This window comes from Frondihabitans sp. PhB188, assembly GCF_003752365.1.
Taxonomy (GTDB): domain Bacteria; phylum Actinomycetota; class Actinomycetes; order Actinomycetales; family Microbacteriaceae; genus Frondihabitans.
The window spans coordinates 726,793-752,562 of record NZ_RJUO01000001.1; the positions used below are offsets into that span (position 1 = coordinate 726,793).

Genomic DNA, 25,770 nt, shown 5'->3' on the forward strand with positions numbered 1-25,770 from the left:
ACGACGCTGCTAGTCGCGCAGCTCGAGGTACTTCTGGATGAGCGACTTGGTCGACGCGTCCTGCGCGTCGAGCGCCTCGGCGTCGCCGCCGACGGCGGGCGTCACCTGGAGGGCGAGCTGCTTGCCGAGCTCCACGCCCCACTGGTCGAACGAGTCGATGCCCCAGATGGTGCCCTCGACGAACACGATGTGCTCGTACAGGGCGATCAGCTGGCCGACGACGCTCGGCGTGAGGGCCGGGGCGAGGATCGACGTGGTCGGGCGGTTGCCGCTGAAGACGCGGGCCGGGACGACCGACTCCTTCGTGCCCTCGGCGCGGACCTCGTCGGCGGTCTTGCCGAACGCGAGCGCCTTCGTCTGGGCGAAGTAGTTCGCCATGAAGAGGGTGTGCACGTCGGTGCCGGGGGCCACGCCGGCTCCGTCTCCGGTGGCGTCCTTCAGCGGGTGGCCCGGGTTGGCGACGGCGATGAAGTCGGCGGGGATGATGCGCGTGCCCTGGTGGATCAGCTGGTAGAACGCGTGCTGGCCGTTGGTGCCGGGCTCGCCCCAGAAGACCTCGCCGGTGTCGACGGTGACGGGCGTGCCGTCCCAGCGGACGCTCTTGCCGTTCGACTCCATGGTGAGCTGCTGGAGGTAGGCGGCGAAGCGGTGGAGGTACTGCGCGTAGGGCAGCACGGCGTGGCTCTGCGCGCCGAGGAAGTTCGAGTACCAGACGTTCAGCAGGCCCATCAGCACGGGCACGTTCTGCTCGAGCGGGGTGGTGCGCATGTGCTCGTCGACGGCGTGGAAGCCGGCGAGGAACTCGCGCCAGTTGTCGGGGCCGATCGCGATGACGACCGAGGTGCCGATCGCGGAGTCGACGGAGTAGCGGCCGCCCACCCAGTCCCAGAAGCCGAAGGCGTTCTCGGGGTCGATGCCGAAGGCGGCGACCTTGTCGAGGGCGGTCGACACGGCGACGAAGTGCTTGGCCACGGCGCCGGTGCGGGCCTCGTCAGAGGCGTCGATGGCTCCGGCGGCGGTCAGCGAGTCCCAGAGCCACTCGCGGGCGAGGCGGGCGTTGGTCAGGGTCTCGAGCGTGCCGAAGGTCTTCGAGGCGACGATGAAGAGGGTCGTCTCGGGGTCGAGACCGGCGGTCTTCTCGTAGACGTCGTTAGGGTCGATGTTCGAGACGAAGCGCGCCTCGATGCCCTCCTGCACGTAGGGCTTGAGAGCCTCGTAGACCATTACGGGGCCGAGGTCCGAGCCGCCGATGCCGATGTTGACCACGGTCTCGATGCGCTTGCCGGTGACGCCGGTCCACTCGCCCGAGCGGACCTTCTCCGCGAACGCGTAGACCTTGTCGAGGGTGGCGTGGACGTCGGCGTCGACGTCCTGGCCGTCGACCGTGAAGCCGGCCGGGGGCACGAGGCCCTCGCCGTTCTTCGGGCGGCGGAGCGCGGTATGGAGCACGGCGCGGTCTTCGGTGACGTTGATGTGCTCACCCGAGATCATGGCCTGGTAGCGGCCGGCGACGTCGGCGCTCTTCGCGACCTCGAGGAGGGCGGCGAGGATGTCGTCGGTCAGCAGGTTCTTCGACAGGTCGACGGTGAGGTCGGCGGCCTGGAACGTGTACTTGTCGGCACGGCCGGGTTCGGCGTCGAACCAACCGCGAAGGTCGGGCGTGAAGCCGTCGGCGATGCCGGCGAGGGTCTGCCAGCCAGTCGTCGAAGTGGGGTCTACGGGAGCGGAATCGGTCAAGGGGTCCTCCAGAACGCCTGAACAGTGCGAGGCCCGCGACTCACGCAGCGTTGCCTGGCGGACCGCGTCCAACTCTATTGCCGTCGGCCCGTTCGCGTGTCACCCGTCGCCCGCTGTTCATCCTCTTGCGCCTACCGCGAGAGCTCCCCGCAGTCCTGCCATGGCCCGACAGCGGATACCATCGGCTGACGCGCACGAGGCGCGACGCAGGGGGGACAGCGTGACGGACGTCGACAGCGGCGAGAGGCAGTCGAGCTTCCCGTTCTCGAGCCTCATCGCTCTCCTGCTCGGAGTCTGGAGCGCCGTGCTGATCGCGGCCGGGAGCATCGGCCTCGCGAACGACGGCGAGGTTCTCGCTCACGCAGGCCTGATCGGCTCGGGGCTCTGCGTGGCGCTCTTCGACTTCCTCTTCGTGCACCTGGACGACGAGAACGCGACCATGCCGGGCGACGGCGTCGTCATGACGGCCCTGGCGACGGGCATGTTCGTCGGCGTCGACTACTTCGTCCTGCGCGTGTGGCACGAGCGCAGCATCGGCGACGCGCTCTCCTCCGTCGCCTTCTTCGTCGTGCTCGGCGCCCTGCGCGCCCTGCTCATCCGCCTCCGCCGCAGAGCCGACTGACCCCGGCCGACCACGAGAGACCCTTGACGGGCGACGATCGACGGTGCTTTCATTCACCCGTCTTCGATAGCGCGCCACCCCTCAGTTCCTCCCTCTCACCGATCGCGACACCGACATGGTCCTGATGACACCGACGTCGGAGCAGGAGCCCGAACCCGAGGGCCAGCCGACTCGGGGCGCAGGAACTCCCCCTCCCGTCGACGAGCTCCGCCTCGCCCTGGTCTGCGACGGCGGCGTCTCCCTCGCCATCTACGAGCACGGCATCGCCCGCGAGCTCGACAACGTCGTCATCGCGTCGCGGGGCTTCGATCTCGTCCAGACGAGCGACGACCCCGGTGGCCCGCACGCCGAGCTGGTCGCGAGCCTGACCCCGGTGCAGGCCGCCTACCTCGACGCCCTGCGGCATCCCCGCGACGCCGGCGCCCTGCGCACCGTCGTGGTCGACGTCGTCGCCGGGTCGTCGGCGGGCGGGATCAACGGGGTGTTCCTCGCCAAGGCGCTCAGCGGCAATCACGCCACCGACGCGCTCACGTCGCTGTGGCTCGACAAGGCGAGCATCCTGAGGCTGCTGCTGCCCTCGGGCCCCGCGCGGCGGCGGGGACGCGCCGATGCGGCACGCGCGCCGAAGCCGGCGTGGTCGCCGTTCAACGGCGATGCCATGGGGCGCTGGGTGCTGGAGGCCCTGGAGGCGATGGACGCGACGACAGGGCTGGCGACGCCCGGCTCCGCGGATCCTGCGTCCCTTCTGCGCACCGGGCAGGAGCTCGACCTGTTCGTCACCGCGACGGACCTCCACGGCTACTTCAGACGGGTGCCGTCGCACGACGGCGGCAAGGGAGACGTCGACCGGCAGAACCGCACGGTGTTCCACTTCGCGCCGACGTCGCGCGACTCCGGCTTCGGACCCCGCGCGAACGGCGGGCTCGCGTTCGCCGCCCGTGCGACGTCGTGCTTCCCGGGCGCCTTCGCCCCGGTGAGCGTCGCCCATTTCGAGGAGGCGGTGCGGCGGGTTCCGGCGGCGGTGCCGCTCGTGAGGGCCGACTTCGAGAGGGAGCACCTCGCCCAGTACGGGCTCATCGGCGCCGACGGCGGCACGCGCCTGTTCGTCGACGGCGGCGTGCTCGACAACCGGCCGTTCGACGTCATGATCGGCGCCATCGCGTCGAAGAGCGCGCAGACCCGGGTCGACCGCCGGATCGTGCACATCGACCCGGATCCGGCGACCTGGGAGGAGCCGTCGGCACCATTGCCGACATACGGTTCGTCTCGGCGCTGCAGTCGGCGCTCGGCCTGATGAAGTCGCGGTCGACCCTCGGCGACCTCGCCGACGTCCAAACCATGAACGCCGAGATCGATCGGGTGGGCGCCCTGACCGCGCAGCTCCACGACACGGCCGATGCGTCCCTGGCGGCGTTCGCCGCTCCGAGCGGCCCCGACTACTGGCGCGCCGCGACCGCGTGGGCGCCGCACGTGTACGACAGCGCCTCGGCCGACGGCTGGAACCGCGACACCTACCAGCGCCTCAAGGTCGACGCCATCGGCGCGATGATGAGCTCGGATCTCGCGACGGCACTCGGCTACCCGGCCGGCACGCAGCACCTGGTCTGCGTCGAGCACCTGCTCAGCACGTGGTCGTCTGGCGCGTTCTCATCCGAGGGCGACGACCCGACGCCGTTCCTGCGCCGGGCCGACCTGCCGTTCCAGGAGCGCCGCCTGCGGTTCCTGATCTCCCGGGTCAACGATCTGTACGCGACCGCGACCAGCAGCGACGACCGCCGGCTGCTCGACGACCGCAGGCACCTCGACGACCGCGGGCACCTCGACGACCTGAAGGGCGCGCTCTGGGCGGCGCAGGTCGACCTGGTCCGCGCTCGCGCCGACGTGGCGGAGCGACTCGTCGCGTCGTCGGCGGCGTTCCTCGCGACACCGTCGCTCACGCCCGACGACGTCGCGATGCCGCGGGCGTTCGCCAGCGCGCACGACGCCGACCTGACGACCCTGATCGCCGACTACTCCGACGCGCTCTGGGAGCACTGGGACGGCCTCGCGCACCTTACAGAGTTCTTCGAGCACCGCGAGCCGAACGCGCTGTTCGAGGGCATCATCCGCGACTTCCTCTGGTTTCCGGTGTGGGACGCCGCCGTCTTCCCGACCATCGCCCTCGCCAAGCTGCCGCAGCTGACGCCGATCGGGCTCAGCCGATTCAGCCCGGTCGACGCCGCCCTGCTGGCGCCGATGCCGGGACGCGCGAAGCTGCAGGGCACGGCGGTGCGGAACTTCGGCGGCTTCCTGTCGCGGGCGCGACGCGAGAACGACTACGTGTGGGGGCGGTTCGACGGAGTGGAGCTGATCCTGCGCCTTCTGGGCTCGTCGACCCTCGACGACGTCGCGCCCGCCTTCAGGGCTCTGGCGCAGGAACTCGCCGCGACGCCGACGAACCCCGACTCCTCGCGGCCGCTGCTCCGGACCAGGGCCGCCCGCCGCCTGCTCGCCCACGTGCGGAGTCAGCTCCCGGTCGACGTCGGTCCCCCGCACCCACGCAAAACGGCCTGACACTCGCGTGCCAGGCCGTGGGCGAAGCCCGGTGGTGATCTTTCAGCTGTAGGTCAGAGCGATCACGGCGACGTCGAGCGAGCCGTAGGCACCCTCGGCGCGTGTCGCACTGCGAACGCGGCCTCGGAGGACCTCGAATCGGCCCTCGTTCTCGCGGATGAATCCGATCACGCCCGCCGTGGGCGTCGAGACCCGGCTGTAGCCGTCTCCCAGGGGCACGATCTCCGCTCGGGACGTGCGCTCCAATACTGCTCCCATTGTCTTCTCCGTCAACATCGTTGTCGCCCCGGGACAATCCGAGGTGGTCTATGTCGAAGAGTACCCCGACACCGGGGTACAAAGCACTGGGTCCGCGCGCAAAAACCCCCGTCGTGCCCCGTATTTCCGGGGGACGCTCAGGTGAGCGCTCACGACAACGTGGTCATCCGGCAACGGGGTGGGGTGCCGGCGGCTCTCGACCGCTTCCGAGTGTCACGCCGACGCTCGCCGCTGTCACGAGAGCGAGCGCGACGATCTCCCGGACATCGAGGGCCTGGCCGACGACGAGGAAGCCGGCGAGGGCGGCGACGCCCGGGCCCAGACTCGAGAGCACGCCGAAGACGCGGGTGCTGAGCCGCCGGAGGGCGACCATCTCGAGGGCGTACGGCAGCGCCGAGGTCAGGACCGCCACGACGACGAAGACGAGCACGAGGGACGGCTCGCCGACGATGGCGTCGGCGGCCTGCCCGGCTCCGAAGGGGGCAACGACGACAGCGGCGACCGTCGCCGCCACCGCCAGGCCGTCGATCCCCTCGATGGCCCTGCCGGCCCGCGAGTTCGCGATGATGTACGTCGCCCAGAACGCCGCGGCGCCGAATGCGAGCAGGACTCCCGCGAGAGCGACCTGCCCGGTCGATCCGACGCCGAGCAGCACGACGCCGGCGAAGGCCAGCGCCGCCCAGAGCGCGTCGCGGATTCGCCGCGTCTGCACCAGAGCGAGCACGAGCGGGCCGGTGAACTCGAGCGTCACGGCCACGCCGAGCGGAATGCGGGCGAGCGCGAGGTAGATGAGCGAGTTCATGCCGGCGAGAGCGAGGCCGAGCACGACGGCCGCAAGCCACTGCTGCCGCTTCCACGAGCGCACCTTCGGCCGGACGACGGCCAGCAGGATGACCGCCGCGAACACCAGCCGCAGGGTCGCCGCACCCGTCGGGCCCACGGCATCGAAGTGCGTGCGGGCCCAGGCACTGCCGAACTGGACCGAGAGGATCGCCGCCACGGCGAGGAGCGGGGCGGGGATGCGGAGCACCTGCCAATTAACCCACACCCGCGACACCCCGCGTGGCTAGAATCCGGGGCAAGGGCGGGATCCGGCGGCGACGTCGGCCCGCCGAGCTGTTCGAATCTGGGGAGACACGTGATCGGCAAGGCGCTTCGAGACGACCGGGCGCCTCGCGTCACGACCCGGCTGGCGGTCCTCGCCGCACTGGTCGGCGCGGCCCTCGCCGCGATCGTGCTGCCCGCGTCGGCGGCGCACGCCACCGCTCCGGTCGACTTCCAGGGCGCGTACGTCGTCGACTCCGCCAATGCGCTGAGCGCCTCTGACGAGGCGTCGCTGACCGCGGCGATCAAGAAGACGCAGACCGACACCGGCATCACGGTGCTCGTGGCGTTCGTGCCGACCTTCACGGATCCGAGCGACCGCGCGGCGTGGGGAGCCGAGACCGCGAGCGTCAACTCGCTCGGTCAGGAGGACATCCTCCTTTCGGTCGCGGTTCAGAGCAAGCTCTACGACGTCTCGAAGGACTCCGGCGCCTCCCTGTCGGACTCCCAGCTCGCCTCGATCGAGAAGGACGACCTCGTTCCCCAGCTCCAGGCCGGAGACTGGGCGGCCGCCGCCACGGCCTTCACCAGCGGAATCGACGACGCGAAGGGTCCGGCCGACCTCAGCTGGGTCCCGATCGTCCTCCTGGTCGTCGTCATCGTGGTCGCGTTGATCGTCGTGCTGGTCGTCGTCAGGCGGAGCCGCTCCCGGAGGGCCGCGGCCGCCTCGGCAGCGGAGTCGCAGCAGGGCCTCGACCGCAGGGCCGGCGAGCTGCTCGTCGGCATCGACGACCAGATCACCCAGGCCTCCCAGGAGGTCGGCTTCGCCTCCGCCCAGTTCGGAGACGCCGCCGCGGCTCCGTTCGCCGCGGCCGTCGAGGCGGCTAAGGCAAAGGCGAGGGAGGCCTTCGAGCTTCGCCAGAAGCTCGACGACTCCGTCCCCGAGACGCCGCAGCAGAAGCGGGAGTGGACCGAGCGCATCATCGCGCTCTGCGAGGGGGCGCACGCCGACATCGCCGCCCAGTCCGAGGCCTACGACAAGCTCCGGGCGTCCGAGGCAACGGTCGAGAAGGATGCGGCCGCGCTCCGCACCGACACCGCCGCCCTCCGGCAGCGCGCCGCGGACGCCGACACCGCCGTCGCCTCCCTGACCAGCACGTACTCCGCGAAGGCGGTCAGCAGCATCGCCGGCAATCCCGACCAGGCCGACCGTCTGCTCGACTTCGCCGACCAGGCCGCGGCGCAGGCGGACGGCCAGATCAGCGCGGACAAGCGGGGCGAGGCCGTCGGCTCTGTCGCTCAGGGCCGTCAGGCCCTGACTCAGGTCGAGCAGCTTCTCGGCGCCGTCGACACGGCCGGCGAGTCGCTGCGCACGGCACAGAGCACGATCAGCGCGGCGGTCGCCGACCTGCAGTCCGACCTCCAGACCGCCGGATCGGCTCCGCAGTCAGCCACCGCCGGGACCGACCTGCCGGGAGCCGTCTCGGTCGTCCGCGCCGCTCTCGCATTCGCCGAAGCGACGCCCGACGATCCGCTGACCGTGCTCGACCGCCTGACCACCGCCAACACGAAGATCGACGCCGCGATGACGAAGGTCCGCGACGCCCAGGTCTCGCAGAAGCGCGCGCAGCAGGCACTCGACCAGGCGCTCCTCGCGGCGCGCGGGCAGATCAGCCAGGCGCGCGACTTCATCGAGACGCGCCGCGGCGCGATCAGCGCAGGGCCCCGGACCCGCCTGTCGGAGGCCGAGCGCCACCTCGGCGCGGCCGTCAGCCTCGCGACGACCGATCCGCAGACGGCGGTCGCCGAGGCCCAGCAGGCCGCGGCCATGGCCGATGCCGCCCTGCGCGACGCCGACTCCGAGGTGGGCAGCTATCAGCAGCAGGGCATGTTCGGCGGAGGCGGTGGGCTCCTCGGCGGCGGCGCGGGCCGCGGAACAGGCGGAGCGAACCTGGGCGGCATCCTGACGGGCGTCATCATCGGCGGGCTCCTCAACGGAGGCGGCGGGGGCGGCGGCTTCGGCGGAGGGGGCGGCTTCGGCGGGGGCGGCGGGGGCGGCGGCGGCGGCCGCAGTTCCAGCGGTGGACGCTTCTGACCCGAGATTCACCTACAGATAACCGGACACAGACGAAAGGGAACACCGATGGCAAAGCAGTCGATCTTCGGGCGCATCGCGCAGCTCACGAAGGCCAACATCAACAACCTGATCGATCAGGCGGAAGACCCCCAGCTCATGCTCGACCAGCTGGTCCGCGACTACACGAACAACATCGCCGACGCCAAGAGCGCCGTCGCCGAGACGATCGGCAACCTCCGCCTGCTCGAGCAGGACCACAAGGAGGATGTCGACGCCGCGGCCGACTGGGGCACCAAGGCCCTGGCCGCCAGCAAGAAGGCCGACGAGCTCCGCACCGGCGGCCAGGCTGCGGAGGCCGACAAGTTCGACGCGCTCGCCAAGGTCGCGATCGGCCGCCAGATGTCGTCCGAGAAGGAGGCGAAGGACGCCGAGCCGACCATCGCCCAGCAGAATCAGGTCGTCGACAAGCTCAAGGCCGGCCTGACGAACATGGAGCAGAAGCTCACCGAGCTCAGCAGCAAGCGCAACGAGCTCGTCGCCCGCTCCAAGATGGCCGACGCCCAGTCGAAGGTGAACGACGCCATCGGCAGCATCAACGTGATGGACCCCACGAGCGACCTGGGCCGCTTCGAGGACAAGATCCGACGCGAGGAGGCGAAGGTCATGGGCCAGCAGGAGCTCCAGTCGTCGAGCCTCGACGCGCAGTTCGAGAGCCTCGAGAACCTCGACGCGCAGACCGAGGTCGAGGCGCGGCTGGCTCAGCTAAAACTGGGCGGCGGCGCCGCACCCGTCGAGCACTGGGACTCGAAGCCGCTCGGCTCGTAGAGCCTCTGCCACCGCGGCGCTCCGGCGTGCCAGACTGTCGATCGTGAGGTTCGTCGCAGTTCCGCAGTGGCAGGGGTCGCCCTCGCCGCGTGCCATGAGGCTGTCCGACGGCGCGGGTGCCATCTTCGGCGACCTTCCGTCGAAGGCCAGCGCGATGGTCGAGGTGCCCGTCGGTGCCGGGGACGCCCTCGGCACCACGATCCATCGCCTCTCGGCGGTGGCGTCCGTGGCACATGCTCTCACCGACGAGCTTCAGCGATCGCCCGAGACCGCTTTGGTGGTCGGCGGCGACTGCGGTGTCGAGTTCGCGGCGGTACGCCACGCGCTCCGCGACGACACCTGCGTCGTGTGGTTCGACGCGCACCCCGACCTGCACTCCCCCGACTCGAGCGAGAGCGGGGCGTTCAGCGGCATGGTGGTCGGCGCGCTGCTCGGGCGCGCCGACGCCGAGCTCAGCTCGGGCGGCTTCGAGCCGGCGGCGGTTCCCCTCGCACCAGGACGCGTCGTGCTCGCCGGCACCCGCAGCTACGACGATGCCGAGGACACCTGGGCCGACGAGCAGGGAATCCGCAGCGTCAGCGCCTTCGAGCTCGACCCGGCCGACGTCGTCGACGCCGTCGCCGCGAGCGGCGCCACGTCGGTCTACATCCATATCGATCTCGACGTGCTCGATCCCAGCTCCTTCGGCGGCTTGCTCGACCCGCAGCCGTTCGGGCTGGAGCCGGCGACTCTCGTCGCGACCATCGGAGCCCTGCGCGAGCGCTTCGAGCTCGTGGGGGCCGGCATCTGCTCGTTCGCGCCGGCCACGGCCGAGTCTGCGGCGGACGACCTCGGGACCATCCTGCGGGTCATCGGCGCCCTGGCCCGCTAGGCGCATCTCGTCCTGGCTCGCGTGGCGATCTCGCCCGTCTTCGCCCCGCGGATCCCTGCTCGGGCTGGTTCGGCCCGAGTCCTGCGCGCCGAGCGGCCGTAGCATCGACCCATGAGCCCCGCCCCGCCTCCCGGCGCCCACGCGCCCCGCACCAAGTCCCAGCTCGCCGCGCTCGACGACGACCGTCCCCGCGTGACCGTCGAGGTCGACGGCCACGTCCTGCTGATCGGACTCGACCGCGAGGAGAAACGCAACGCGGCCGACCTCCGGATGCTGCACGAGCTCGCGCTCGCCTACGGTCGCCTCGAGTCCGACCCCGACCTGTGGTGCGGACTTGTGTCTGCGCGGGGCGAGCACTTCACCGCCGGCCTCGACCTCGGCAATGTCGCGGCAGCGATCACCCCCGAGGGCCTCGACGCGGTGCCCGAGGGCGGCATCAACCCGTGGCAGGTCGACGGGGTGCAGCTCACGAAGCCCGTCGTCCTCGCGGTGCAGGGCACCTGCCTCACCCTCGGTGTCGAGCTCGCGCTGGTCAGCGACATCGTGGTCGCCGGCAAGAACGCGAGGTTCGGCCAGATGGAGGTGCGGCGCGGGATCCTGCCCTTCGGCGGAGCCACCACGCGCTTCCCGGCCCGAGTCGGCTGGGGCAACGCCATGCGGTGGATGCTCACCGGAGACCTCTTCGACGCGCGCGAGGCACTGCGGATCGGCCTCGTGCAGGAGGTCGTGCTGAACGATCAGATCTACAACCGCGCCTACGACATCGCCCATCGGATCGCCAGGATGGCCGCGCCGCTGGCCGTCCAGGCCGTGCTCGCGAACGCGCATCTCGCCGAGTCGTCGGGCGAGGCGGCGGCGCACGCGATCCTGCAGTCGGAGCTCGTTCGCCTGCTCGCCACGGAGGACGCCGCCATCGGCATGAAGTCGTTCCAGGCTCGCGGCGACGCGACCTTCATCGGGCGCTGACACGGCGAAGCCCGCCCCAGGACGGGACGGGCTTCGCGGTAGTGCAGTGCGGACGAATCAGGACTTGAATGCGTCCTTGACGTCTTCGCCGGCCTGCTTGACGGATGACTTGGCCTGGTCGGAGTGTCCCTCGGCCTCGAGGTCGGGGTTGTCCGTGGCCTTGCCGACGGCCTCTTTGGCCTTGCCGGCGACGTCCTGGGCTGCGTTCTGGATCTTGTCTCCGAGTGCCATGCGATCCTCCAATTGCGCTGCGGGTGATGACGGTCGTCATCGATGCCGTGGACGTTACCCCGGAGTGTCCCCCTCGCTCTCAGGATTTGGCAGGGCGCCGCAATCACGCGGGCGATACGGTCACTACATGACGACTACCTATGACCTGATCGTGATCGGCGCCGGCGCCGTCGGAGAGAACGTGGCCGACTACGCCACCCGCAGCGGCCTCAAGGTCGCCCTCGTCGAGGCGGAGCTGGTCGGCGGCGAGTGCTCCTACTGGGCCTGCATGCCCTCGAAGGCGCTCCTGATGAGCAGCACCGCGCTCGACGCGGCCAAGGCCGTGGGCGGCGCACGCGAGGCCGTCACCGGCGAGCTCGACGTGCAGGCGGTCCTGAACCGCCGCGACTCGTTCACCAGCAACTGGGACGACTCGTCGCAGGCCGACTGGGTCTCGAGCGCCGGCATCGACCTCATCCGCGGCCACGCGGTCATCACCGGGGTCAAGGAGGTCACCATCGACGGCACCGTCTACACGGCGACCCACGCTGTCGCGGCCGTCACCGGCTCCGCTGCGCTCCTCCCCGACATCCCCGGGCTGCTCGACGCGAAGCCGTGGACCAGCCGCGAGGCCACGAGCGTCAAGGTCGTCCCCTCGAGCATCCTCATCGTCGGCGGCGGCGTCGTCGCGGCCGAGATGGCGACGGCCTACCAGCAGCTCGGCGCCAAGGTCACGCTCGTCGCCCGCAGCGGCCTGCTCGGCGGGCAGGAGCCCTTCGCCGGCGAGCTCGTCGGCGAGTCGCTCGGCGAGCTCGGCGTCGACCTCCGCCTCGGCCAGTCGCCGACCTCCGTGCTCCGCACCGAGCACGGGCTCGTCGAGACGACGCTCGACGACGGCTCCGTGGTCGTCACCGACGAGATCCTCGTCGCGACCGGCCGAGTGCCCCGCACGGGCGACCTCGGCGTGGAGAACGTCGGCCTCACTCCGGGAGAGTGGCTCGAGGTCGACGACACCCTGCTCGTGCACGGCACCGACTGGCTTTACGCCGTCGGCGACGTCAACCACCGCGCCCTCCTGACCCATCAGGGCAAGTACCAGGCGCGCGCCGCCGGCGAGGTCATCGCCGCGAGGGCCCTCGGCAAGCCCGTCCAGGCCGAGCCGTGGGGCGCCCATGTGGCGACCGCCGACCACGCCGCCGTGCCCCAGGTCACCTTCACCAGCCCCGAGGTCGCGAGCATCGGGCTCACCGCCGACGCCGCCGCTAAGCAGGGCATCGACCTCAAGGTCGTCGACTACGACCTCGCCGCGTTGGCCGGGTCGTCGCTGAAGTCCGACACGTACAAGGGCCAGGCGCGCATCGTCGTCGACGAGTCGCGCAAGGTCCTCGTCGGAGCGACGTTCGTCGGCCCCGAGGTGTCCGATCTGCTGCACGCCGCCACCGTCGCCGTCGTCGCCGAAGTCCCGATCGACCGCCTCTGGCACGCTGTTCCCTCGTACCCGACCGTCAGCGAGATCTGGCTCCGCCTGCTCGACGCCTACGGCCGTCCGGAGTGAAGAACCCCCTCCTCGACTCCCCGGTCTCCCGGGCGGGCTGCGCCATCGCCACGGTCATCGGCCTGGCGATCGGCGTGCCCCTGAGCACCGGCCGTGTGCGCTTCGTCGGCGACCTCATCGTCTGCAGCGGCCTGCCGAGGGGGGTGTTCCGGCGCGGCGGCACCTGCGTCGGCCGCGTCTACCTGACTCGAAGCAACTTCGGGCCGGAAGTCCTCGAGCACGAGGCCGTGCACGTGCGCCAGTGGCAGCGCTACGGCCTGCTCATGCCTCTGCTCTACGGCATCGCCGGCCAGGACCCTCTGAACAATCGCTTTGAGATCGAGGCAGGCCTCGAGAAGGGCGGCTACCGATGACCGCACCCCGCACCATCGTCGTGACCGGAGCCTCGAGCGGCATCGGCCGCAAGGCTGCGATCGCCCTCGCCGAAGGCGGTGCCGAGCTCGTCGTGGTCGGCCGCGACCGGCAGCGCACCGAGCAGGTGGCCCGCGACGTGGGCGGCGAGGCGCACGTGTGCGACTTCGACCGGCTCGACGATGTGAGGTCGCTGGCGCAGGAACTCCTGGCGGCCCACCCCCGCATCGACGTGCTCGCCAACAACGCGGGCGGCCTCGTGAGCCAGCGCTCGACGACGGCGGACGGCTTCGAGCGGACACTCCAGTCGAACCACCTCGCGCCGTTCCTGCTCACCCGTCTGCTTCTCGACCGGATCGTCGAATCGGGCGGGCGCGTCGTGTCGACCTCGAGCACGGCGAACTTCTTCGGCCAGGTGCGGCTCGACGACCTGAACTGGGCCAAGCGCCCCTGGCTCGGCGGCTGGGGTGCGTACGGCACCAGCAAGCTGCTCACGAACATGTTCATCTCGCAGCTGGCGCGCCGCTCCCCCGTCAAGGCGTTCGCGTTTCACCCCGGGTTCGTGTCGACGGGGTTCGGTCGCGATTCGCGGTCGATGCGCATGGTCAACCTCCTGACGAACGGCAACTACGGCATCTCGGCCGACGCCGGAGCCGTGCCGCTGATCCAGCTGGCCGGACCCACCACGATCGGCGTCGCGAGCGGCACCTACTTCGATCAGCTCAAGCCCGGGGGCCTTCAGTCGCCGCAGGCGCGCAACGTCGAGCTCGCCGAGGTCGTCTGGAACAAGTCGTCCGAGCTGGTGGGGCTGCCGGCGGCCGTCTGACCTGAGCTTGGCGCCGCTGGAACGGCTCACCCCCTCCGCTCCGGTACGGCGCCCTGCCGAATCGGCACGCGCCCGCCTGCGCGACGGCGGGGACAAGCCGCTTCGGCGGGGCGAGCGGCGACGCGGCCGAGCGCGACACCCTCCGAAGAGCCTCCACATCGAGAGACCCGGGTCGAGGCGGTTAGGTAAGGCATGCCATAGTTAGGGTGTGCTAACTTCCACCCCGACCCGTCCGGCGCACCGCGCCTTCCGAGTCTCGGTCAAGCGAGTCCAGCGACTCAGCCCGAGCTTCGTCCGCATCACCTTCCACGGAGACGACCTCGTCGACTTCGGCGACGAGGGCCTGGATCAACGCATCAAGATCGTCCTGCCCACCGAGGCGACCGGGTACGACTCGTTCCCGACGAGCGACGACTGGTACGGCGAATGGCGCCAGCTGCCCGACCACGAGCGCAACTCGTTCCGCACCTACACGGCCCGCCGTATCCGCCGGGCCGAGCGCGAGGTCGACGTCGACTTCGTCTCGCACGGCGACACCGGGCCCGCCTCGGCCTGGGCGAACCACGCCGGGGTCGGCGACGACATGATGCTGATCGGGCCCGACGGCACGAGCGGGTGGACGGGCAGCGGCATCGAGTGGAAGCCGGCGGGCGCCGCGACGACGCTGCTGGCCGGAGACGAGACAGCAGTTCCTGCGATCTCGGCGATTCTCGAGCAGCTGCCGGACGACGCCCGGGGCTGCGCGTTCCTGGAGGTCCCGACGGCGGCCGACATCCTCGACCTGACGAAGCCGGCGGGTGTCGACGTGCACTGGCTGGCTCGCGACGAGGCGTCGTACGGAGCTCCCCTCATCGACGCCGTCCGCGACTGGACGAGCCGGTACCTGACGGCGACGCACCACGGCAAGCCGATCGACTCCGCCACATTGGCCGACGTCGACGTCGACCACGACATCCTGTGGGAGGTGCCCCAGGGCCGCGACCTGACCGGGGAGTTCTACGCCTGGCTGGCCGGCGAGGCGCAGGCGATCAAGACGCTGCGGCGATTCCTGGTCTCCGAGGTCGGCATCGACCGCTCGCAGGTGGCCTTCATGGGCTACTGGCGCGTCGGAAAGGCGGAGATGTGAGGACGAGCACGGATGTGAGGACGAGCACGGATGTGAAGAAGGGCGCGCTCGTCGCAGGCATCGCGCTGCTGGCCGCCGCCCTGACGGGCTGCGCCCCCGACGACACCACAGAGGGCGCAGGAACTGCCTGCGGCAGCTTCCCCGTCACCATCGAGTCGTCGTTGGGCGACGCCGTCATCCCGGAGAAGCCGAAGCGTGTCGTCACGCTCGGCCAGGGTTCCGCCGACACGGTCTTCGCCCTCGGAACGACACCCGTCGGCGTCGAGATCGACACCTGGGGAGGCGACTCCGACGGCTACCAGCCCTGGTTCCGCACCGCCGTCGAGAAAGCCGGCGACGACCTGCCCGAGCTGATCACGTCGACGCCCGAGATCGACGTCGAGTCGATCGTCGAGCTCGACCCCGACGTGATCCTCGCACCGCAGTCGGGCCTGTCGCAGAAGCAGTTCGACACCCTGAGCGCCCTCGCGCCGACCGTGGCGTACCCGGGCGACGCCTGGAGCACCGCGTGGGACGACCAGATCGAGATCATCGGCCAGGCGCTCGGCCAGAGCGACGACGCCGACGACCTCGTCGACGACATCGACGCACGGCTGGCGGCGGTCGCGACCGAGAATCCCGAGTTCGCCGATCACAGCTTCGCGTACCTCTACACGGGCGAGGTCGGAGCGCTCGGCGTCTTCCAGGAGAACGAGCCGCGCGCGGCGATCCTGTCGAAGATGGGCCTGCGAATCGATCCCGTCGTCGCCGAGCAGCCGGTCACCGAGGGCACGGCCTCGTCCGTGCTGGGCCTCGAGAAGGCCGACCTGTTCGACGACACCGACCTCATCTTCACGTTCTACAGCGACGCGGCGTCGAAGAAGCAGATCGAGGCGCAGCCGCTATACGGGGCGATCCCGGCCGTCGAGCGCGGCTCGCTGGTCTCGACGAGCGACCAGTCGTTCGTGACGGCGTCGAGCCTGATCACCCCGCTGACCGTTCCGTACGTCGTCGACGACTACGTCGGCATGATCCACCGCGCCATCGACGCGCTCTGATTCCCGACCTGCTCCCCACCACCCGAGAGAACAGCATGCACACCTCCCTCCCCCGCCGCCTCGCCGCCGCGGTCGCCGTCGCCGCAGGGCTCGCCCTGGCCCTGGCCGGCTGCAGCACGTCCGCGTCGCCGTCCTCCACCGAGAGCAGCTCGAGCGCCGGGGCCGAGGCCGGAGCCTTCCCGGTCACGCTCGACTCGACTCTCGGCAGCACGACCATCGAGTCCGCACCGAAGCGCGTCGTCACGATCGGCTGGGGCTCGGCCGACACGGTCGTCTCGCTCGGGGTCGTCCCCGTCGGCATCGAGAAGGTGACCTACGGGCAGGACTCCAACGACGACTACCCCTGGGTCTCGAAGGCGATCACGAAGATGGGCGGCACGCAGCCCGAGACCTTCGACGTCTACCCCGACATCGACATGACGAAGCTGGCCGAGCTGAACCCCGGCCTCATCATCGCCGTGCAGTCGGGCATCACCGACAAGCAGTACAAGACGCTCAGCGCCCTCGCGCCGACCGTCGCGTACCCGGGCAAGGCCTGGCTCACCCCGTGGGACACCCAGATCGAGACCATCGGCAAGGCGCTCGGCAAGCCGAAGCTCGCCGCCGAGAAGGTCGACGAGATAACGACCCGCCTGGCCGCCGTCAAGGCCGACCACCCCGACTTCTCGAAGCTGACCTTCACGTACGCGTCGATGGGCGAGCCCGGCCGTCTGGCCGTCTATCTCGACGGCGACCCCCGCGTGGCCCTGATCAAGGCGATGGGACTCACCGAGAGCAGCGTGATGAAGTCGGCGAAGGCCGACTCGGGATCGGGCTCCTATCTCGCGACGCTGGGCCTGGAGAAGTCCGACCTGCTCGACTCGACCGACATCGTCTTCACCTGGTACTACGACAAGGCGAACAAGGCCGAGATCGACGAGCAGCCGCTCATCGCGTCGATCCCCGCGATCAAGCGCGGCTCGGTCGTGTCGTCGACGGACCCGCAGTTCGTCATGGGCACCACCTTCATCACCCCGCTCAGCGTGCCGTATGCGATCGACGAGTACGTGCCGCTGATCACCGAGGCGGCCTCGAAGGTTGGCTGACACCCTCTCGACGACCACCCCGAGGGCCCGGCGCACGTCGCCGGGCCCTCGCCGGGCGTCGGGGCCCGCCGCCCGCACGCTCGTCCCGGCCCTGTTCCTGGCGGCCGGCGTGCTCGCCCTCGCGACGCTTCTCAGCGTCGCGGTCGGCACGCACTACGTGCCCCTGCCGACGGTGTGGAACGCCCTGCTCCACCCCGGCACGACCTACGACGACACCGTCGTTCAGAGCCGCATCCCCCGCACGGTACTCGGCCTGCTGGTCGGCGCGGCCCTCGCCGTCTCCGGGGTGATCGTGCAGGGTCTCACCCGCAACCCGCTCGGCGACCCCGGTCTGCTGGGCGTCAACGTCGGCGCCGCCGCGGCCATCGTCACCGGCCTCGCGTTCTTCGGCATCGGCAACGGGTCGACGCGCATCCTTCTCGCCCTGCCGGGCGCTCTCGTCGCGGTCGTCGCCGTGTACGCCCTGGGCTCCAGCCGCCGCGGGGCGACGCCCGTGAAGCTCGTGCTGGCCGGCGCCGTGATCAGCGCCGTACTCTCCGCCTACATCCAGGCGGTCACCCTCACCCACCCGGCGGCGTTCAACAGCTACCGCTTCTGGGTCCTCGGCTCGCTCGCCGGGCGCGACCCCGGTGTGATCCTCGAGGTGCTCCCCTACCTCGTGGCGGGGTTCCTGCTGACGCTGACCCTGCCCGGCTCCCTGAACGCGCTCGCCCTCGGCGACGACACGGCCACGGCCCTCGGCGCCAAGATCGGCCGCACCCGCATCATCGGCGGGCTCGCCGCCGCACTGCTCTGCGCCGGCTCGACGGCCGCCGTCGGACCCATCGCGTTCATCGGGCTCGCCGTCCCGCACATCATCCGCAGCTTCGCCGGCGGCGACCACCGCTGGCTGCTGCCGTTCAGCGCTCTGCTCGGGCCGGCGCTGCTGCTGCTCGCCGACGTGATCGGCCGCGTCGTGGCGAGCCCGCAAGAGCTGGAGGTGGGGGTGGTGACGGCCTTCCTCGGCGCGCCCGTGCTGCTCTGGGCCGTGCGGCGGATGCGGGGGCGCGAATGAGCGCGCCGAGCTCGCGCTGCACGGGGTCGGGCCAGTTCCTGCGCCAGGGCCCCGTCTCACCGCGACCCGTGCTGCGCATGGGAACGTGGCTCAGCCTGCCGGTGCGCCGCCGCTCGGTGGTCGTCGGTGCGATCCTCGCGCTCGGGCTGCTGGTGCTGACGCTCCTGACGCTGACTCTCGGCACCCTCGGCGTGCCGCTCGCCGAGCTGCCCCGCGCGATCGTCGACCCGGCCCCGGGACGCACCGAGTTCGTGCTGAACGTGCTGCGCGGGCCTCGACTGATCACCGCCATCGCGACGGGTGCCGCCCTCGGAGTCGCCGGCGCCCTGTTCCAGACGGTGACGCGCAACCCGCTCGGCTCCCCCGACGTGATCGGGCTCGGCGCGGGCGCGAGTGCGGGGGCGGCCTGCTTCGGGCTTCTGATCCCCGGACTGATCCCGGTACCGGCCGGCGCGCTCGTCGGCGCGCTCGCCGCCATGGGCCTGGTCTGGCTCGGCACCGGACGCGGGTTCTCGTCGCCCGGGCGGATGATCCTCGTCGGCATCGGGGTGTCGGCGATGGCCGTCGCGTTCGTGCAGTTCGTGCTGACGCGCGCCGGCCAGCAGGAGGCGACGACGCTCGCCACCTACATCAGCGGCACGTTCGCCGACCGGCAGTGGAGCGACGTCGCGATCTCGGGCCTCACGGTCGCGGTGCTGGTGCCGTGCGCGCTGCTGCTGAGCCGCCGCCTCGACCTGGTCGAGATGGGCGACGAGCTGGCCGATTCCCTCGGCGGCCGCACCACGCTCACCCGGTCGCTCGTCGTGCTCGTCGCGATCGGCCTGGCCACGGGCGCCGTCTCGGCCACCGGGCCGATCGCGTTCGTCGCGCTGACCGCCCCGCAGGTCGCTCGCCGTCTCGCCAAGGCTCCCGGCGCCGGGATCCTCCTCTCAGGCCTCATGGGCGCCGTCATCATGACGGCCGCCGACCTCCTCGTGCAGCAGTCGCCGTTCGGCGTGCAGCTGCCGGTCGGCCTGCTCACGGCCCTCGTCGGCGGCGTCTACCTGGGCTACCTGCTCGTTCGCGAATGGAAGAAAGGCACCGTCTGATGGCAATTCTCTCTGCCGCAGGACTCCGACTGGGGTACGACGAGCGCGTCGTCGCGGAGGACCTGTCGTTCGACGTCCCCGACGGCGAGCTCACCGTGATCATCGGGCCCAACGCGTGCGGCAAGTCGACGCTGCTCAAGGCGCTCGCGCGGACGCTGAAGCCGCAGGCCGGCACGGTCACGCTGGACGGCCGGCCGCTGTCGTCGTATCGCAGCAAAGACGTCGCCAAGCGCGTCGGCATGCTGCCGCAGAGCCCGATCGCGCCCGAATCGATCACGGTGCGCGACCTTGTCGGCCGAGGGCGCTTCCCGCACCAGGGCGTGTTCCGGCAGTGGTCGCACGCCGACGAGCAGGCCGTCGAGGCGGCTCTGGTCGCAACCGGCGTGGCCGAGCTCGCCGACCGCCACGTCTCGGAGCTGTCGGGCGGCCAGCGCCAGCGCGCGTGGATCGCCATGGCCCTTGCGCAGGAGACGGAGCTGCTGCTTCTCGACGAGCCGACGACGTTCCTCGACATCGCGCACCAGTACGAGGTGCTCGAGCTGTGCGCGCGCCTCCACCGAGAGGGGCGCACCCTCGTCGCCGTGCTGCACGACCTCAACCAGGCGGCGCGCTACGCCACGCACCTCGTCGTGATGAAGGCCGGCGTGATCGTGGCGTCGGGCACCCCGGGCGAGGTGCTCACAGCACCGCTCGTCGAGGACGTCTTCGGCCTGCCGTGCGAGATCATCGACGACCCGCAGACCCACACGCCGATGGTGGTGCCGCTGGCGGCTCCCACGGCCCAGGCCCGCTGAAACGGCTCAGCCCCGCCGACTCTTCGGCAGGGCTGAGCCGATTGGGCGGGGCCGAGCCGAAAAGACCACGTCGCACACCAGCCAGGGCGCAGGAACTGGCGCGCCCCCGCCCGACCCGACCTAGAGGGCCGGGGCCGCGTCGAAGAGCTCGCCGAGGTCGTGGCGCAGGTCGTAGGCGAACGACGTCGGGCCGCCGAGCCAGAAGACGTAGTCGCTGTCGACGAGGTCGGCCCGCTCGACGAAGAACTCGCCGATCCACGCGCGCACGGCTCGGTCGAGGGCGACGCCGGGGAGGCAGCGCTCGCCCGTGCCGGGACGGCCGGAGCGACGCGACCGATCGAGCCAGGTGATCGACACGCGGCCGGGTGCCGTGACGGGCACGATCTCGCCGGCGTCGGCGACCTCGATGAAGACCTGGCCTCGAGCGCAGATGGGGAGGACCTCGAGCATCGTCTGGATGTCGTCGATGGACGACGTGTCGCCGGCGAAGAAGATGCGGGTGGCCGACGGCTGGAGCTCGGGGGTGCGACTGGCGAGGAACATTGTGCTCCAAGAATAGGTAAGCCTTACCTATTGCGCCAGTCACTGGCCGACTTGTCGGGGCAAACTCACGGACGATCTCTCGACACCGTGGTAATTTCTCCAAGGCCGACGGTTCAGCAGTGATCATCGGCGGGGGCGATCATCCGTTCAGCAGCGACGGAATGGTCCGCAGCGACCCGGTGTTCACAAGCGACACGGGTCTCCCGGCGTCCACACCCGTCCCGAAAGGTCTGCTTCACTGATGAGCTCTGCTCGCTTCCCTCTCCCCAAGCGGCTTCTCGCGGCCGCCTCGCTCGCTGTCGCCACCGCCCTCGTCGTGGCGGGCTGCTCGTCCGGCGGCACGACCGGCGAGACCGGCAAGCCCGACGCCGCCGCCGTCGTGAACGTCGGCCTCGTGCTCGAGCCCACCGACCTCGACATCCGCACCACCGCCGGCATCGCCCTCGACCAGGTCCTGATCGACAACGTCTACCAGGGTCTCGTCGGCCGCACCTCGACCAACGACATCGTCGACGTCCTCGCCACGAAGCACACGGTCTCGAGCGACGGCCTCACCTACACGTTCACCCTCCACCAGGGCGTGAGGTTCCACGACGGCGCCGACCTGACGGCCGCCGACGTGGTCTGGTCGCTCCAGCAGGTCAAGGACACTGCGACGTTCCAGAACACGGCCGACCTCGCCGCCGTCAAGTCGATCAGCTCCCCCGACGCCGACACGGTCGTCCTAAAGCTCTCCGAGCCCGACTCCAACCTGCTGTGGGCACTGAGCGGGCGCGCCGGGCTCGTGCTCGAGGAGGCCGCGACCAACGACCTGAAGACGACGGCCAACGGCACCGGCCCCTACACGCTCGCGAGCTGGAAGCAGGGTGACAACATCCAGCTGAAGCGGTTCTCGGACTACTGGGGCACGAAGGCCAAGGTCGCCGGCGTGACCTTCAGGTACTACACGCAGGCGTCCGCCGCCATCAACGCCGTCATCTCGGGCGACGTCGACGTGCAGACCGCCGTCGACGCGACGCTGAAGTCGCAGCTGACCGGCGTCGACGGCATCTCGCTGAAGTCGGGCAAGACCACCGACAAGTACACGCTCGCCTTCAACAACGCCGAGGCGCCGTTCACCGACATCCGGGTGCGGAAGGCGATCCGCGAGGCCATCGACAGCAAGGCCATCATCACGGCAGTCGGCGGCTCCGGCGTCGAGCAGGGCGGGCCCATCCCCGAGCTCGACCCCGGCTACGACGACCTCACGAGCGTCGACTCGTACGACCCCGACGACGCGAGGAAGCTCCTGAAGGCGGCGGGTGCGACGAACCTGAAGCTCAGCCTCACGTACGCGAACTTCTACCCGGCCTCGCTCGGCGACGTGCTGACGTCGCAGCTCAAGAAGGTCGGCATCACGCTGACCGTCAAGCAGACCGACTTCACGACCTGGATCAACAACGTCCTGGTGAAGCACGACTACCAGCTGAGCATCGTAAACCACGCCGAGTCGCATGACTTCGGCAACTGGGCGAACCCGAAGTACTACTTCGGCTACGACAACACGAAGGTGCAGGAGCTGTACGCAGAGTCGCTCGCGGCCACCGATCAGACCGTCGTCGACGAGAAGCTCGCCGAGGCCGCCAAGATCGTCTCGGACGACGCGGCGGCCGACTGGCTGTACACGGCGACCACCCTGACCGCGATCCACGACGGCGTGACCGGCTTCCCGACGTCATCGACCTCGGCGCGCCTCGACCTGGCCAATCTCGCGAAGTCGTAAGTGTTCCGCTTCGTCCTGTCGCGGCTGGTGCTGCTGGTCATCGGCCTGGTCGTCGCCAGCGCCCTGATCTTCTTCACCCTGCGGCTCCTGACCGGCGATGTCGCCCAGGTGATCGCCGGCACCCAGGGCACCGCCGCGCAGGTCGCCGCGATCCGGACGCAGCTCGGCCTCGACCGCCCGCTGCCGGTGCAGTACCTGGACTGGCTGGCCGGGATGCTGCACGGCGACCTCGGCACGTCGCTCGTCACCGGCTCGTCGGTGTCGTCGCAGCTGCTGCAGAAGCTGACCGTGACGCTGCCGCTCGCGGGGATGTCGCTGGTGATCGGCCTGCTCGTCGGCATTCCGCTCGGCGTGGTGGCGGCGGTGAGGAACCGGCGGCCCGAGGGCACGGCCCTGTCGGTGGTGGCGCAGGCACTGGCCGCAGTTCCTGCCGTCTGGGGTGGCATGATCCTCATCGCGGTGTTCGCCGTCGCACTCAAGCTCCTGCCCACGCAGGGCTACCCGAGCGACGGCTGGGCCGAGCCCGGCAGGGCGCTCCGGAGCCTGCTGCTGCCGGCTCTGACGATCGGGATCATCGAGGGCGCGGTGATCCTGCGCTTCACGCGGTCGGCGACGCTCGGCGCCCTCGACGAGGACTACGTGCGCACCGCGGCCGCCAAGGGCATGACCCGCACCCGCGCGGTCCTGACGCACGGGCTGCCGAACGTGCTGCTGAGCGTCGTGTCGGTGCTGGGCGTGCAGATGGCCGCGCTGCTGGTGGGCGCCGTGCTGGTCGAGCAGCTGTTCGCGCTTCCGGGCGTCGGCCGCATGCTCGTCGCCGACGTCGGCGTCCGCGACCTGACGAAGGTGCAGGGCGAGCTGCTCGCTCTGACCGGCCTCGTGCTGATTCTCGGATTCATCGTCGACCTCGTGCACCGCGCGGTCGACCCGCGACTGAGGGAGCCGGGCGAGTGACCAAGCATTCCTGGGCGCAGGAACTCCTCCGGCGCCCCGCCGGCGTCGCCGCGGCCGCCTGGATCGTGCTCCTCGTCGTCGCGGCCGTCGTGTCGAGCGTGTGGACTCCCCACGACCCGTTCGACACCGACCCGTACTCGGCGTGGCAGACGCCGTCCCTGAACCACCTGTTCGGCACCGACGGCATCGGCCGCGACATCTTCAGCTACGTGTTCGCCGCCACCCGCACCACGGTCGTCGTCGCTGCGCTGGCCGGAGTGCTCGCGTCGCTCGTCGGGATCGGCCTGGCCGCGCTCGGGTCGCTCACGGCACGGTGGGTGCGCGAGTCGACCGCGGTGCTGATCGACATCCTCATCGCGTTCCCGACGATCCTGATCGCGATGCTGCTGTCGTCGATCCTCGGCGGGTCGCTCGGCGTCGTGATCACGGCGGTCGGGATCGGCTACGGCGTGAACATCGCTCGGGTATCGCGCGGCGAGATCCGCCGCGTGGGCCGGACCGACTACGTGCTCGCGGCCCGCGCGAGCGGTGTCGGCTCGGCCGGCGTGCTCGGCCGCCACATCCTGCCGAACGTCGCGCCGGTCTTCGTCGTGCAGCTGTCGCTGGCCATGGCGACGTCGATCCTCGCCGAGGCGGGCCTGTCGTACCTCGGCTACGGAGCCTCCGCGTCGACGGCGTCGTGGGGCCGGCTGCTCAACGACCTGCAGGTCTACATCGCGATCCATCCCGGCAGCGTCGTCTGGCCCGGCGCCGCCATCACGCTCACGGTGCTCGCCTTCAACCTGCTCGGCGACGCGCTGCGCGACGCCACCGATCCGCGGCTGCGCGCCCGGCGAGCGACCTCGGAGGCGATCGCATGAGCCCGGAAGCAGCAGGCCTGGAGGTCTCTGGACTCTCGATCGACATCGGCGGACGCCGCGTCGTCGACGACCTCTCGTTCTCCGTCGCCACCGGCGAGCGACTCGGCCTCATCGGCGAGTCCGGCTCGGGCAAGTCGCTGAGCATCCTGTCGCTCGTCGGCCTGGCCCCCGCCGACGCCGTGGTCGCCGGCAGCGTCCGGCTCGACGGCCGCGAGCTCGTCGGGCTGTCCGAGCGCGAGCTCGCGCGCGTACGGGGCCGCCAGATCGGCATGGTGTTCCAAGACCCGCTCGCCGCGCTGAACCCGCTCCACACGATCGGCCGCCAGATCGGCGAGCCGCTCCGGCTGCACGAGGGCCTGTCGCGGAGGGACGCACTGGAGCGGGCCGTCGACGCGGCGGCCGAGGTCGGGCTGCCCGATCCTGCGCAGATCACGCGCCTCTACCCGCACCAGCTCTCGGGCGGCCAGCGGCAGCGGGTCGGCATCGCCATCGCGCTCGCCTGCCGGCCGGCGCTGATCCTCGCCGACGAGCCCACCACGGCGCTCGACGTCACCACCCAGGCGGCGATCCTCGACCTCTTCCAGCGGCTGGTGGACGAGCGCGGAGCCTCTCTCGTGTTCGTGACGCACGACCTCGCCGTGCTCGCGAGGATCACCTCCGACGTCGTCGTGCTCTCGCACGGGCGCGCCGTCGAGCGCGGAACAGTCGACGGCATCCTGCGTGGTGCCGAGCACCCGGTGACGCAGGGCCTCGTCGCAGCCGCCCGCGCCACCACGTGGAGGGCATCGTGACCCCGCTCCTCGTCGGCATCGGCATCGGCCGCGACTTCGTGCTCCCCCGCCAGACCCTCTTCACCCCCGGCGTCGTGCGGCACGCCGTCGTCGACGCATCGCTGTCGGTCGGGGTCGGCGAGAGCGTCGGGCTGATCGGGGAATCCGGCTCAGGCAAGTCGACGCTCGTGAGGATCCTGCTGGCGCTGGATCGGGCGACTGCCGGCACCGTCGAGTTCGACGGCCGGCCGATCGCGCCCGGCACGGCGTCGTCGCTGCGGTGGTTCCGTCGCCAGACCGGCGTCGTGCTGCAGGACCCGTACGCGTCGCTCGACCCCCGCATGCGCGTGCTCGACATCGTCTCCGAGCCGCTGCGCGCCCTCGACATCCCCGGCAACCACACGGCGACCGTCATCGAGACGCTCGACCGGGTCGGGCTGACGATGGCCGTCCTCGACCGCTACCCGTACGAGTTCAGCGGCGGCCAGCGGCAGCGCATCGCATTGGCCCGGGCGCTCGTGCACGGCCCACGGCTGCTCGTCGGCGACGAGCCGCTCAGCGCGCTCGACGTGACGGTGCGGGCGCAGATCCTGGAGCTGCTCGCCGAGCTCCGCGACGAGATGGGCCTGGCCCTGCTGATCGTCTCGCACGACCTCGGCCTCGTGGACCACCTCGCCGACCGCGTCGCCGTGATGAACGGCGGGCGGATCGTCGAGCAGGGGGCGACGTCGGACGTCCTGCGGTCGCCGCAGGACCCCTACACGCAGAAGCTCATCGCGGCGGTGCCGACGCTCGACTGAAC

At 70.8% G+C, this 25,770-nt stretch carries 26 protein-coding genes; 21 read left to right on the top strand and 5 right to left on the bottom strand.

Annotation, left to right across the window (positions count from 1 at the left end; translation table 11 throughout):
- Positions 1–9: 9 nt before the first annotated feature.
- Positions 10–1,737, bottom strand: a complete 1,728-nt coding sequence (gene pgi / locus EDF46_RS03380) for a glucose-6-phosphate isomerase (RefSeq protein ID WP_123504845.1) — start codon at positions 1,735–1,737, stop codon at positions 10–12.
- A 220-nt stretch (positions 1,738–1,957) separates the two neighbouring features.
- Here pgi and EDF46_RS03385 point away from each other — a divergent pair, with 220 nt between their 5' ends.
- The 3 genes from EDF46_RS03385 (at position 1,958) to EDF46_RS03400 (ending at position 4,912) form a co-directional block, all read left to right on the top strand.
- A complete protein-coding gene (locus EDF46_RS03385) occupies positions 1,958–2,359 on the top strand; it encodes a hypothetical protein (RefSeq protein WP_123504846.1) in 402 nt (133 codons plus the stop codon).
- A gap of 124 nt (positions 2,360–2,483) precedes the next feature.
- Positions 2,484–3,653 (top strand): patatin-like phospholipase family protein, encoded by a 1,170-nt coding sequence (locus EDF46_RS03395; protein ID WP_158614139.1) that lies wholly within the window; start codon positions 2,484–2,486, stop codon positions 3,651–3,653.
- The gene (locus tag EDF46_RS03400) at positions 3,653–4,912 is read left to right on the top strand and encodes a DUF3376 domain-containing protein (RefSeq protein WP_123504849.1); all 1,260 of its coding nucleotides are present in this window, start codon (positions 3,653–3,655) and stop codon (positions 4,910–4,912) included. The genes EDF46_RS03395 and EDF46_RS03400 overlap by 1 nt, the downstream gene beginning before the upstream one ends.
- A 42-nt stretch (positions 4,913–4,954) precedes the next feature.
- Here EDF46_RS03400 and EDF46_RS03405 read toward each other — a convergent pair whose 3' ends face one another.
- Complete coding sequence (locus EDF46_RS03405; protein WP_148061128.1) at positions 4,955–5,170, bottom strand: hypothetical protein; 216 nt, start codon at positions 5,168–5,170, stop codon at positions 4,955–4,957.
- 163 nt (positions 5,171–5,333) lie between these two features.
- Complete coding sequence (locus tag EDF46_RS03410) at positions 5,334–6,200, bottom strand: DMT family transporter (protein WP_123505177.1); 867 nt, start codon at positions 6,198–6,200, stop codon at positions 5,334–5,336.
- 108 nt (positions 6,201–6,308) lie between these two features.
- Between EDF46_RS03410 and EDF46_RS18515 the strand changes: the two genes are divergently transcribed.
- From EDF46_RS18515 to EDF46_RS03435, 4 genes are all read left to right on the top strand, one after another.
- A complete protein-coding gene (locus EDF46_RS18515; RefSeq protein ID WP_199738178.1) occupies positions 6,309–8,309 on the top strand; it encodes a YgcG family protein in 2,001 nt (666 codons plus the stop codon).
- A 48-nt stretch (positions 8,310–8,357) separates the two neighbouring features.
- Positions 8,358–9,116 (top strand): PspA/IM30 family protein, encoded by a 759-nt coding sequence (locus EDF46_RS03425; protein WP_123504851.1) that lies wholly within the window; start codon positions 8,358–8,360, stop codon positions 9,114–9,116.
- 43 nt (positions 9,117–9,159) lie between these two features.
- On the top strand, positions 9,160–9,987 hold the full coding sequence (locus EDF46_RS03430) for an arginase family protein (protein WP_370454045.1): 828 nt from the start codon (positions 9,160–9,162) through the stop codon (positions 9,985–9,987).
- 111 nt (positions 9,988–10,098) lie between these two features.
- Positions 10,099–10,953, top strand: coding sequence for a crotonase/enoyl-CoA hydratase family protein (locus EDF46_RS03435; RefSeq protein ID WP_123504853.1), 855 nt, complete (start codon positions 10,099–10,101; stop codon positions 10,951–10,953).
- A 57-nt stretch (positions 10,954–11,010) separates the two neighbouring features.
- On the opposite strand, the gene EDF46_RS03440 is transcribed toward EDF46_RS03435, so the two are convergent.
- The gene (locus EDF46_RS03440) at positions 11,011–11,184 is read right to left on the bottom strand and encodes a CsbD family protein (protein WP_123504854.1); all 174 of its coding nucleotides are present in this window, start codon (positions 11,182–11,184) and stop codon (positions 11,011–11,013) included.
- Between the two features lie 127 nt (positions 11,185–11,311).
- On the opposite strand from EDF46_RS03440, the gene EDF46_RS03445 reads away from it, so the two are divergent.
- The 9 genes from EDF46_RS03445 (at position 11,312) to EDF46_RS03485 (ending at position 20,079) form a co-directional block, all read left to right on the top strand.
- On the top strand, positions 11,312–12,718 hold the full coding sequence (locus EDF46_RS03445) for an NAD(P)/FAD-dependent oxidoreductase (RefSeq protein ID WP_123504855.1): 1,407 nt from the start codon (positions 11,312–11,314) through the stop codon (positions 12,716–12,718).
- Positions 12,715–13,071, top strand: a complete 357-nt coding sequence (locus EDF46_RS03450; protein ID WP_199738179.1) for a Fe-S oxidoreductase — start codon at positions 12,715–12,717, stop codon at positions 13,069–13,071. The genes EDF46_RS03445 and EDF46_RS03450 overlap by 4 nt, the downstream gene beginning before the upstream one ends.
- Complete coding sequence (locus EDF46_RS03455) at positions 13,068–13,895, top strand: SDR family NAD(P)-dependent oxidoreductase (protein WP_123504857.1); 828 nt, start codon at positions 13,068–13,070, stop codon at positions 13,893–13,895. The genes EDF46_RS03450 and EDF46_RS03455 overlap by 4 nt, the downstream gene beginning before the upstream one ends.
- A gap of 208 nt (positions 13,896–14,103) precedes the next feature.
- Positions 14,104–15,021 carry a siderophore-interacting protein gene (locus EDF46_RS03460; RefSeq protein ID WP_123504858.1) on the top strand — a complete coding sequence of 306 codons (918 nt, stop codon included), beginning with the start codon at positions 14,104–14,106 and terminating at the stop codon, positions 15,019–15,021.
- Between the two features lie 14 nt (positions 15,022–15,035).
- Positions 15,036–16,058, top strand: coding sequence for an iron-siderophore ABC transporter substrate-binding protein (locus EDF46_RS03465; RefSeq protein ID WP_123504859.1), 1,023 nt, complete (start codon positions 15,036–15,038; stop codon positions 16,056–16,058).
- A 35-nt stretch (positions 16,059–16,093) separates the two neighbouring features.
- Complete coding sequence (locus EDF46_RS03470; protein ID WP_123504860.1) at positions 16,094–17,143, top strand: iron-siderophore ABC transporter substrate-binding protein; 1,050 nt, start codon at positions 16,094–16,096, stop codon at positions 17,141–17,143.
- Entirely contained in the window at positions 17,136–18,197 is a 1,062-nt protein-coding gene (locus tag EDF46_RS03475; RefSeq protein WP_123504861.1) for an iron ABC transporter permease, read from the top strand. The genes EDF46_RS03470 and EDF46_RS03475 overlap by 8 nt, the downstream gene beginning before the upstream one ends.
- Positions 18,194–19,285 carry an iron chelate uptake ABC transporter family permease subunit gene (locus tag EDF46_RS03480; RefSeq protein WP_123504862.1) on the top strand — a complete coding sequence of 364 codons (1,092 nt, stop codon included), beginning with the start codon at positions 18,194–18,196 and terminating at the stop codon, positions 19,283–19,285. The genes EDF46_RS03475 and EDF46_RS03480 overlap by 4 nt, the downstream gene beginning before the upstream one ends.
- Entirely contained in the window at positions 19,285–20,079 is a 795-nt protein-coding gene (locus EDF46_RS03485) for an ABC transporter ATP-binding protein (RefSeq protein ID WP_123504863.1), read from the top strand. Before EDF46_RS03480 ends, EDF46_RS03485 begins: the two co-directional genes overlap by 1 nt.
- Positions 20,080–20,199: 120 nt before the next feature.
- Here the strand turns inward: EDF46_RS03485 and EDF46_RS03490 are convergent, their stop codons facing one another.
- Positions 20,200–20,622, bottom strand: a complete 423-nt coding sequence (locus tag EDF46_RS03490; protein ID WP_123504864.1) for an SIP domain-containing protein — start codon at positions 20,620–20,622, stop codon at positions 20,200–20,202.
- A 241-nt stretch (positions 20,623–20,863) separates the two neighbouring features.
- On the opposite strand from EDF46_RS03490, the gene EDF46_RS03495 reads away from it, so the two are divergent.
- The 5 genes from EDF46_RS03495 to EDF46_RS03515 are packed head-to-tail and all read left to right on the top strand — an operon-like array spanning position 20,864 to position 25,768.
- Entirely contained in the window at positions 20,864–22,384 is a 1,521-nt protein-coding gene (locus tag EDF46_RS03495) for an ABC transporter substrate-binding protein (RefSeq protein WP_123504865.1), read from the top strand.
- Positions 22,385–23,338, top strand: coding sequence for an ABC transporter permease (locus EDF46_RS03500; RefSeq protein ID WP_123504866.1), 954 nt, complete (start codon positions 22,385–22,387; stop codon positions 23,336–23,338). It begins immediately after the preceding gene.
- Positions 23,335–24,198 (top strand): ABC transporter permease, encoded by an 864-nt coding sequence (locus EDF46_RS03505; RefSeq protein WP_123504867.1) that lies wholly within the window; start codon positions 23,335–23,337, stop codon positions 24,196–24,198. The genes EDF46_RS03500 and EDF46_RS03505 overlap by 4 nt, the downstream gene beginning before the upstream one ends.
- Positions 24,195–24,989, top strand: a complete 795-nt coding sequence (locus tag EDF46_RS03510; protein WP_123504868.1) for an ABC transporter ATP-binding protein — start codon at positions 24,195–24,197, stop codon at positions 24,987–24,989. The genes EDF46_RS03505 and EDF46_RS03510 overlap by 4 nt, the downstream gene beginning before the upstream one ends.
- Positions 24,986–25,768 carry an ABC transporter ATP-binding protein gene (locus EDF46_RS03515; protein WP_123505178.1) on the top strand — a complete coding sequence of 261 codons (783 nt, stop codon included), beginning with the start codon at positions 24,986–24,988 and terminating at the stop codon, positions 25,766–25,768. Before EDF46_RS03510 ends, EDF46_RS03515 begins: the two co-directional genes overlap by 4 nt.
- Positions 25,769–25,770: the final 2 nt, after the last annotated feature.

Bases quoted from the DNA above. Each gene is read 5' to 3' on its own strand.
- EDF46_RS03480 (WP_123504862.1), top strand. From the start codon at position 18,194: ATGAGCGCGCCGAGCTCGCGCTGCACGGGGTCGGGCCAGTTCCTGCGC.
- EDF46_RS03435 (WP_123504853.1), top strand. From the start codon at position 10,099: ATGAGCCCCGCCCCGCCTCCCGGCGCCCACGCGCCCCGCACCAAGTCC.
- EDF46_RS03400 (WP_123504849.1), top strand. From the start codon at position 3,653: ATGAAGTCGCGGTCGACCCTCGGCGACCTCGCCGACGTCCAAACCATG.
- EDF46_RS03490 (WP_123504864.1), bottom strand. From the start codon at position 20,622: ATGTTCCTCGCCAGTCGCACCCCCGAGCTCCAGCCGTCGGCCACCCGC.
- EDF46_RS03395 (WP_158614139.1), top strand. From the start codon at position 2,484: ATGACACCGACGTCGGAGCAGGAGCCCGAACCCGAGGGCCAGCCGACT.
- EDF46_RS03405 (WP_148061128.1), bottom strand. From the start codon at position 5,170: ATGGGAGCAGTATTGGAGCGCACGTCCCGAGCGGAGATCGTGCCCCTG.
- EDF46_RS03495 (WP_123504865.1), top strand. From the start codon at position 20,864: ATGAGCTCTGCTCGCTTCCCTCTCCCCAAGCGGCTTCTCGCGGCCGCC.
- EDF46_RS03440 (WP_123504854.1), bottom strand. From the start codon at position 11,184: ATGGCACTCGGAGACAAGATCCAGAACGCAGCCCAGGACGTCGCCGGC.
- EDF46_RS03470 (WP_123504860.1), top strand. From the start codon at position 16,094: ATGCACACCTCCCTCCCCCGCCGCCTCGCCGCCGCGGTCGCCGTCGCC.
- EDF46_RS03485 (WP_123504863.1), top strand. From the start codon at position 19,285: ATGGCAATTCTCTCTGCCGCAGGACTCCGACTGGGGTACGACGAGCGC.
- EDF46_RS03455 (WP_123504857.1), top strand. From the start codon at position 13,068: ATGACCGCACCCCGCACCATCGTCGTGACCGGAGCCTCGAGCGGCATC.
- EDF46_RS03425 (WP_123504851.1), top strand. From the start codon at position 8,358: ATGGCAAAGCAGTCGATCTTCGGGCGCATCGCGCAGCTCACGAAGGCC.
- EDF46_RS03445 (WP_123504855.1), top strand. From the start codon at position 11,312: ATGACGACTACCTATGACCTGATCGTGATCGGCGCCGGCGCCGTCGGA.
- EDF46_RS03510 (WP_123504868.1), top strand. From the start codon at position 24,195: ATGAGCCCGGAAGCAGCAGGCCTGGAGGTCTCTGGACTCTCGATCGAC.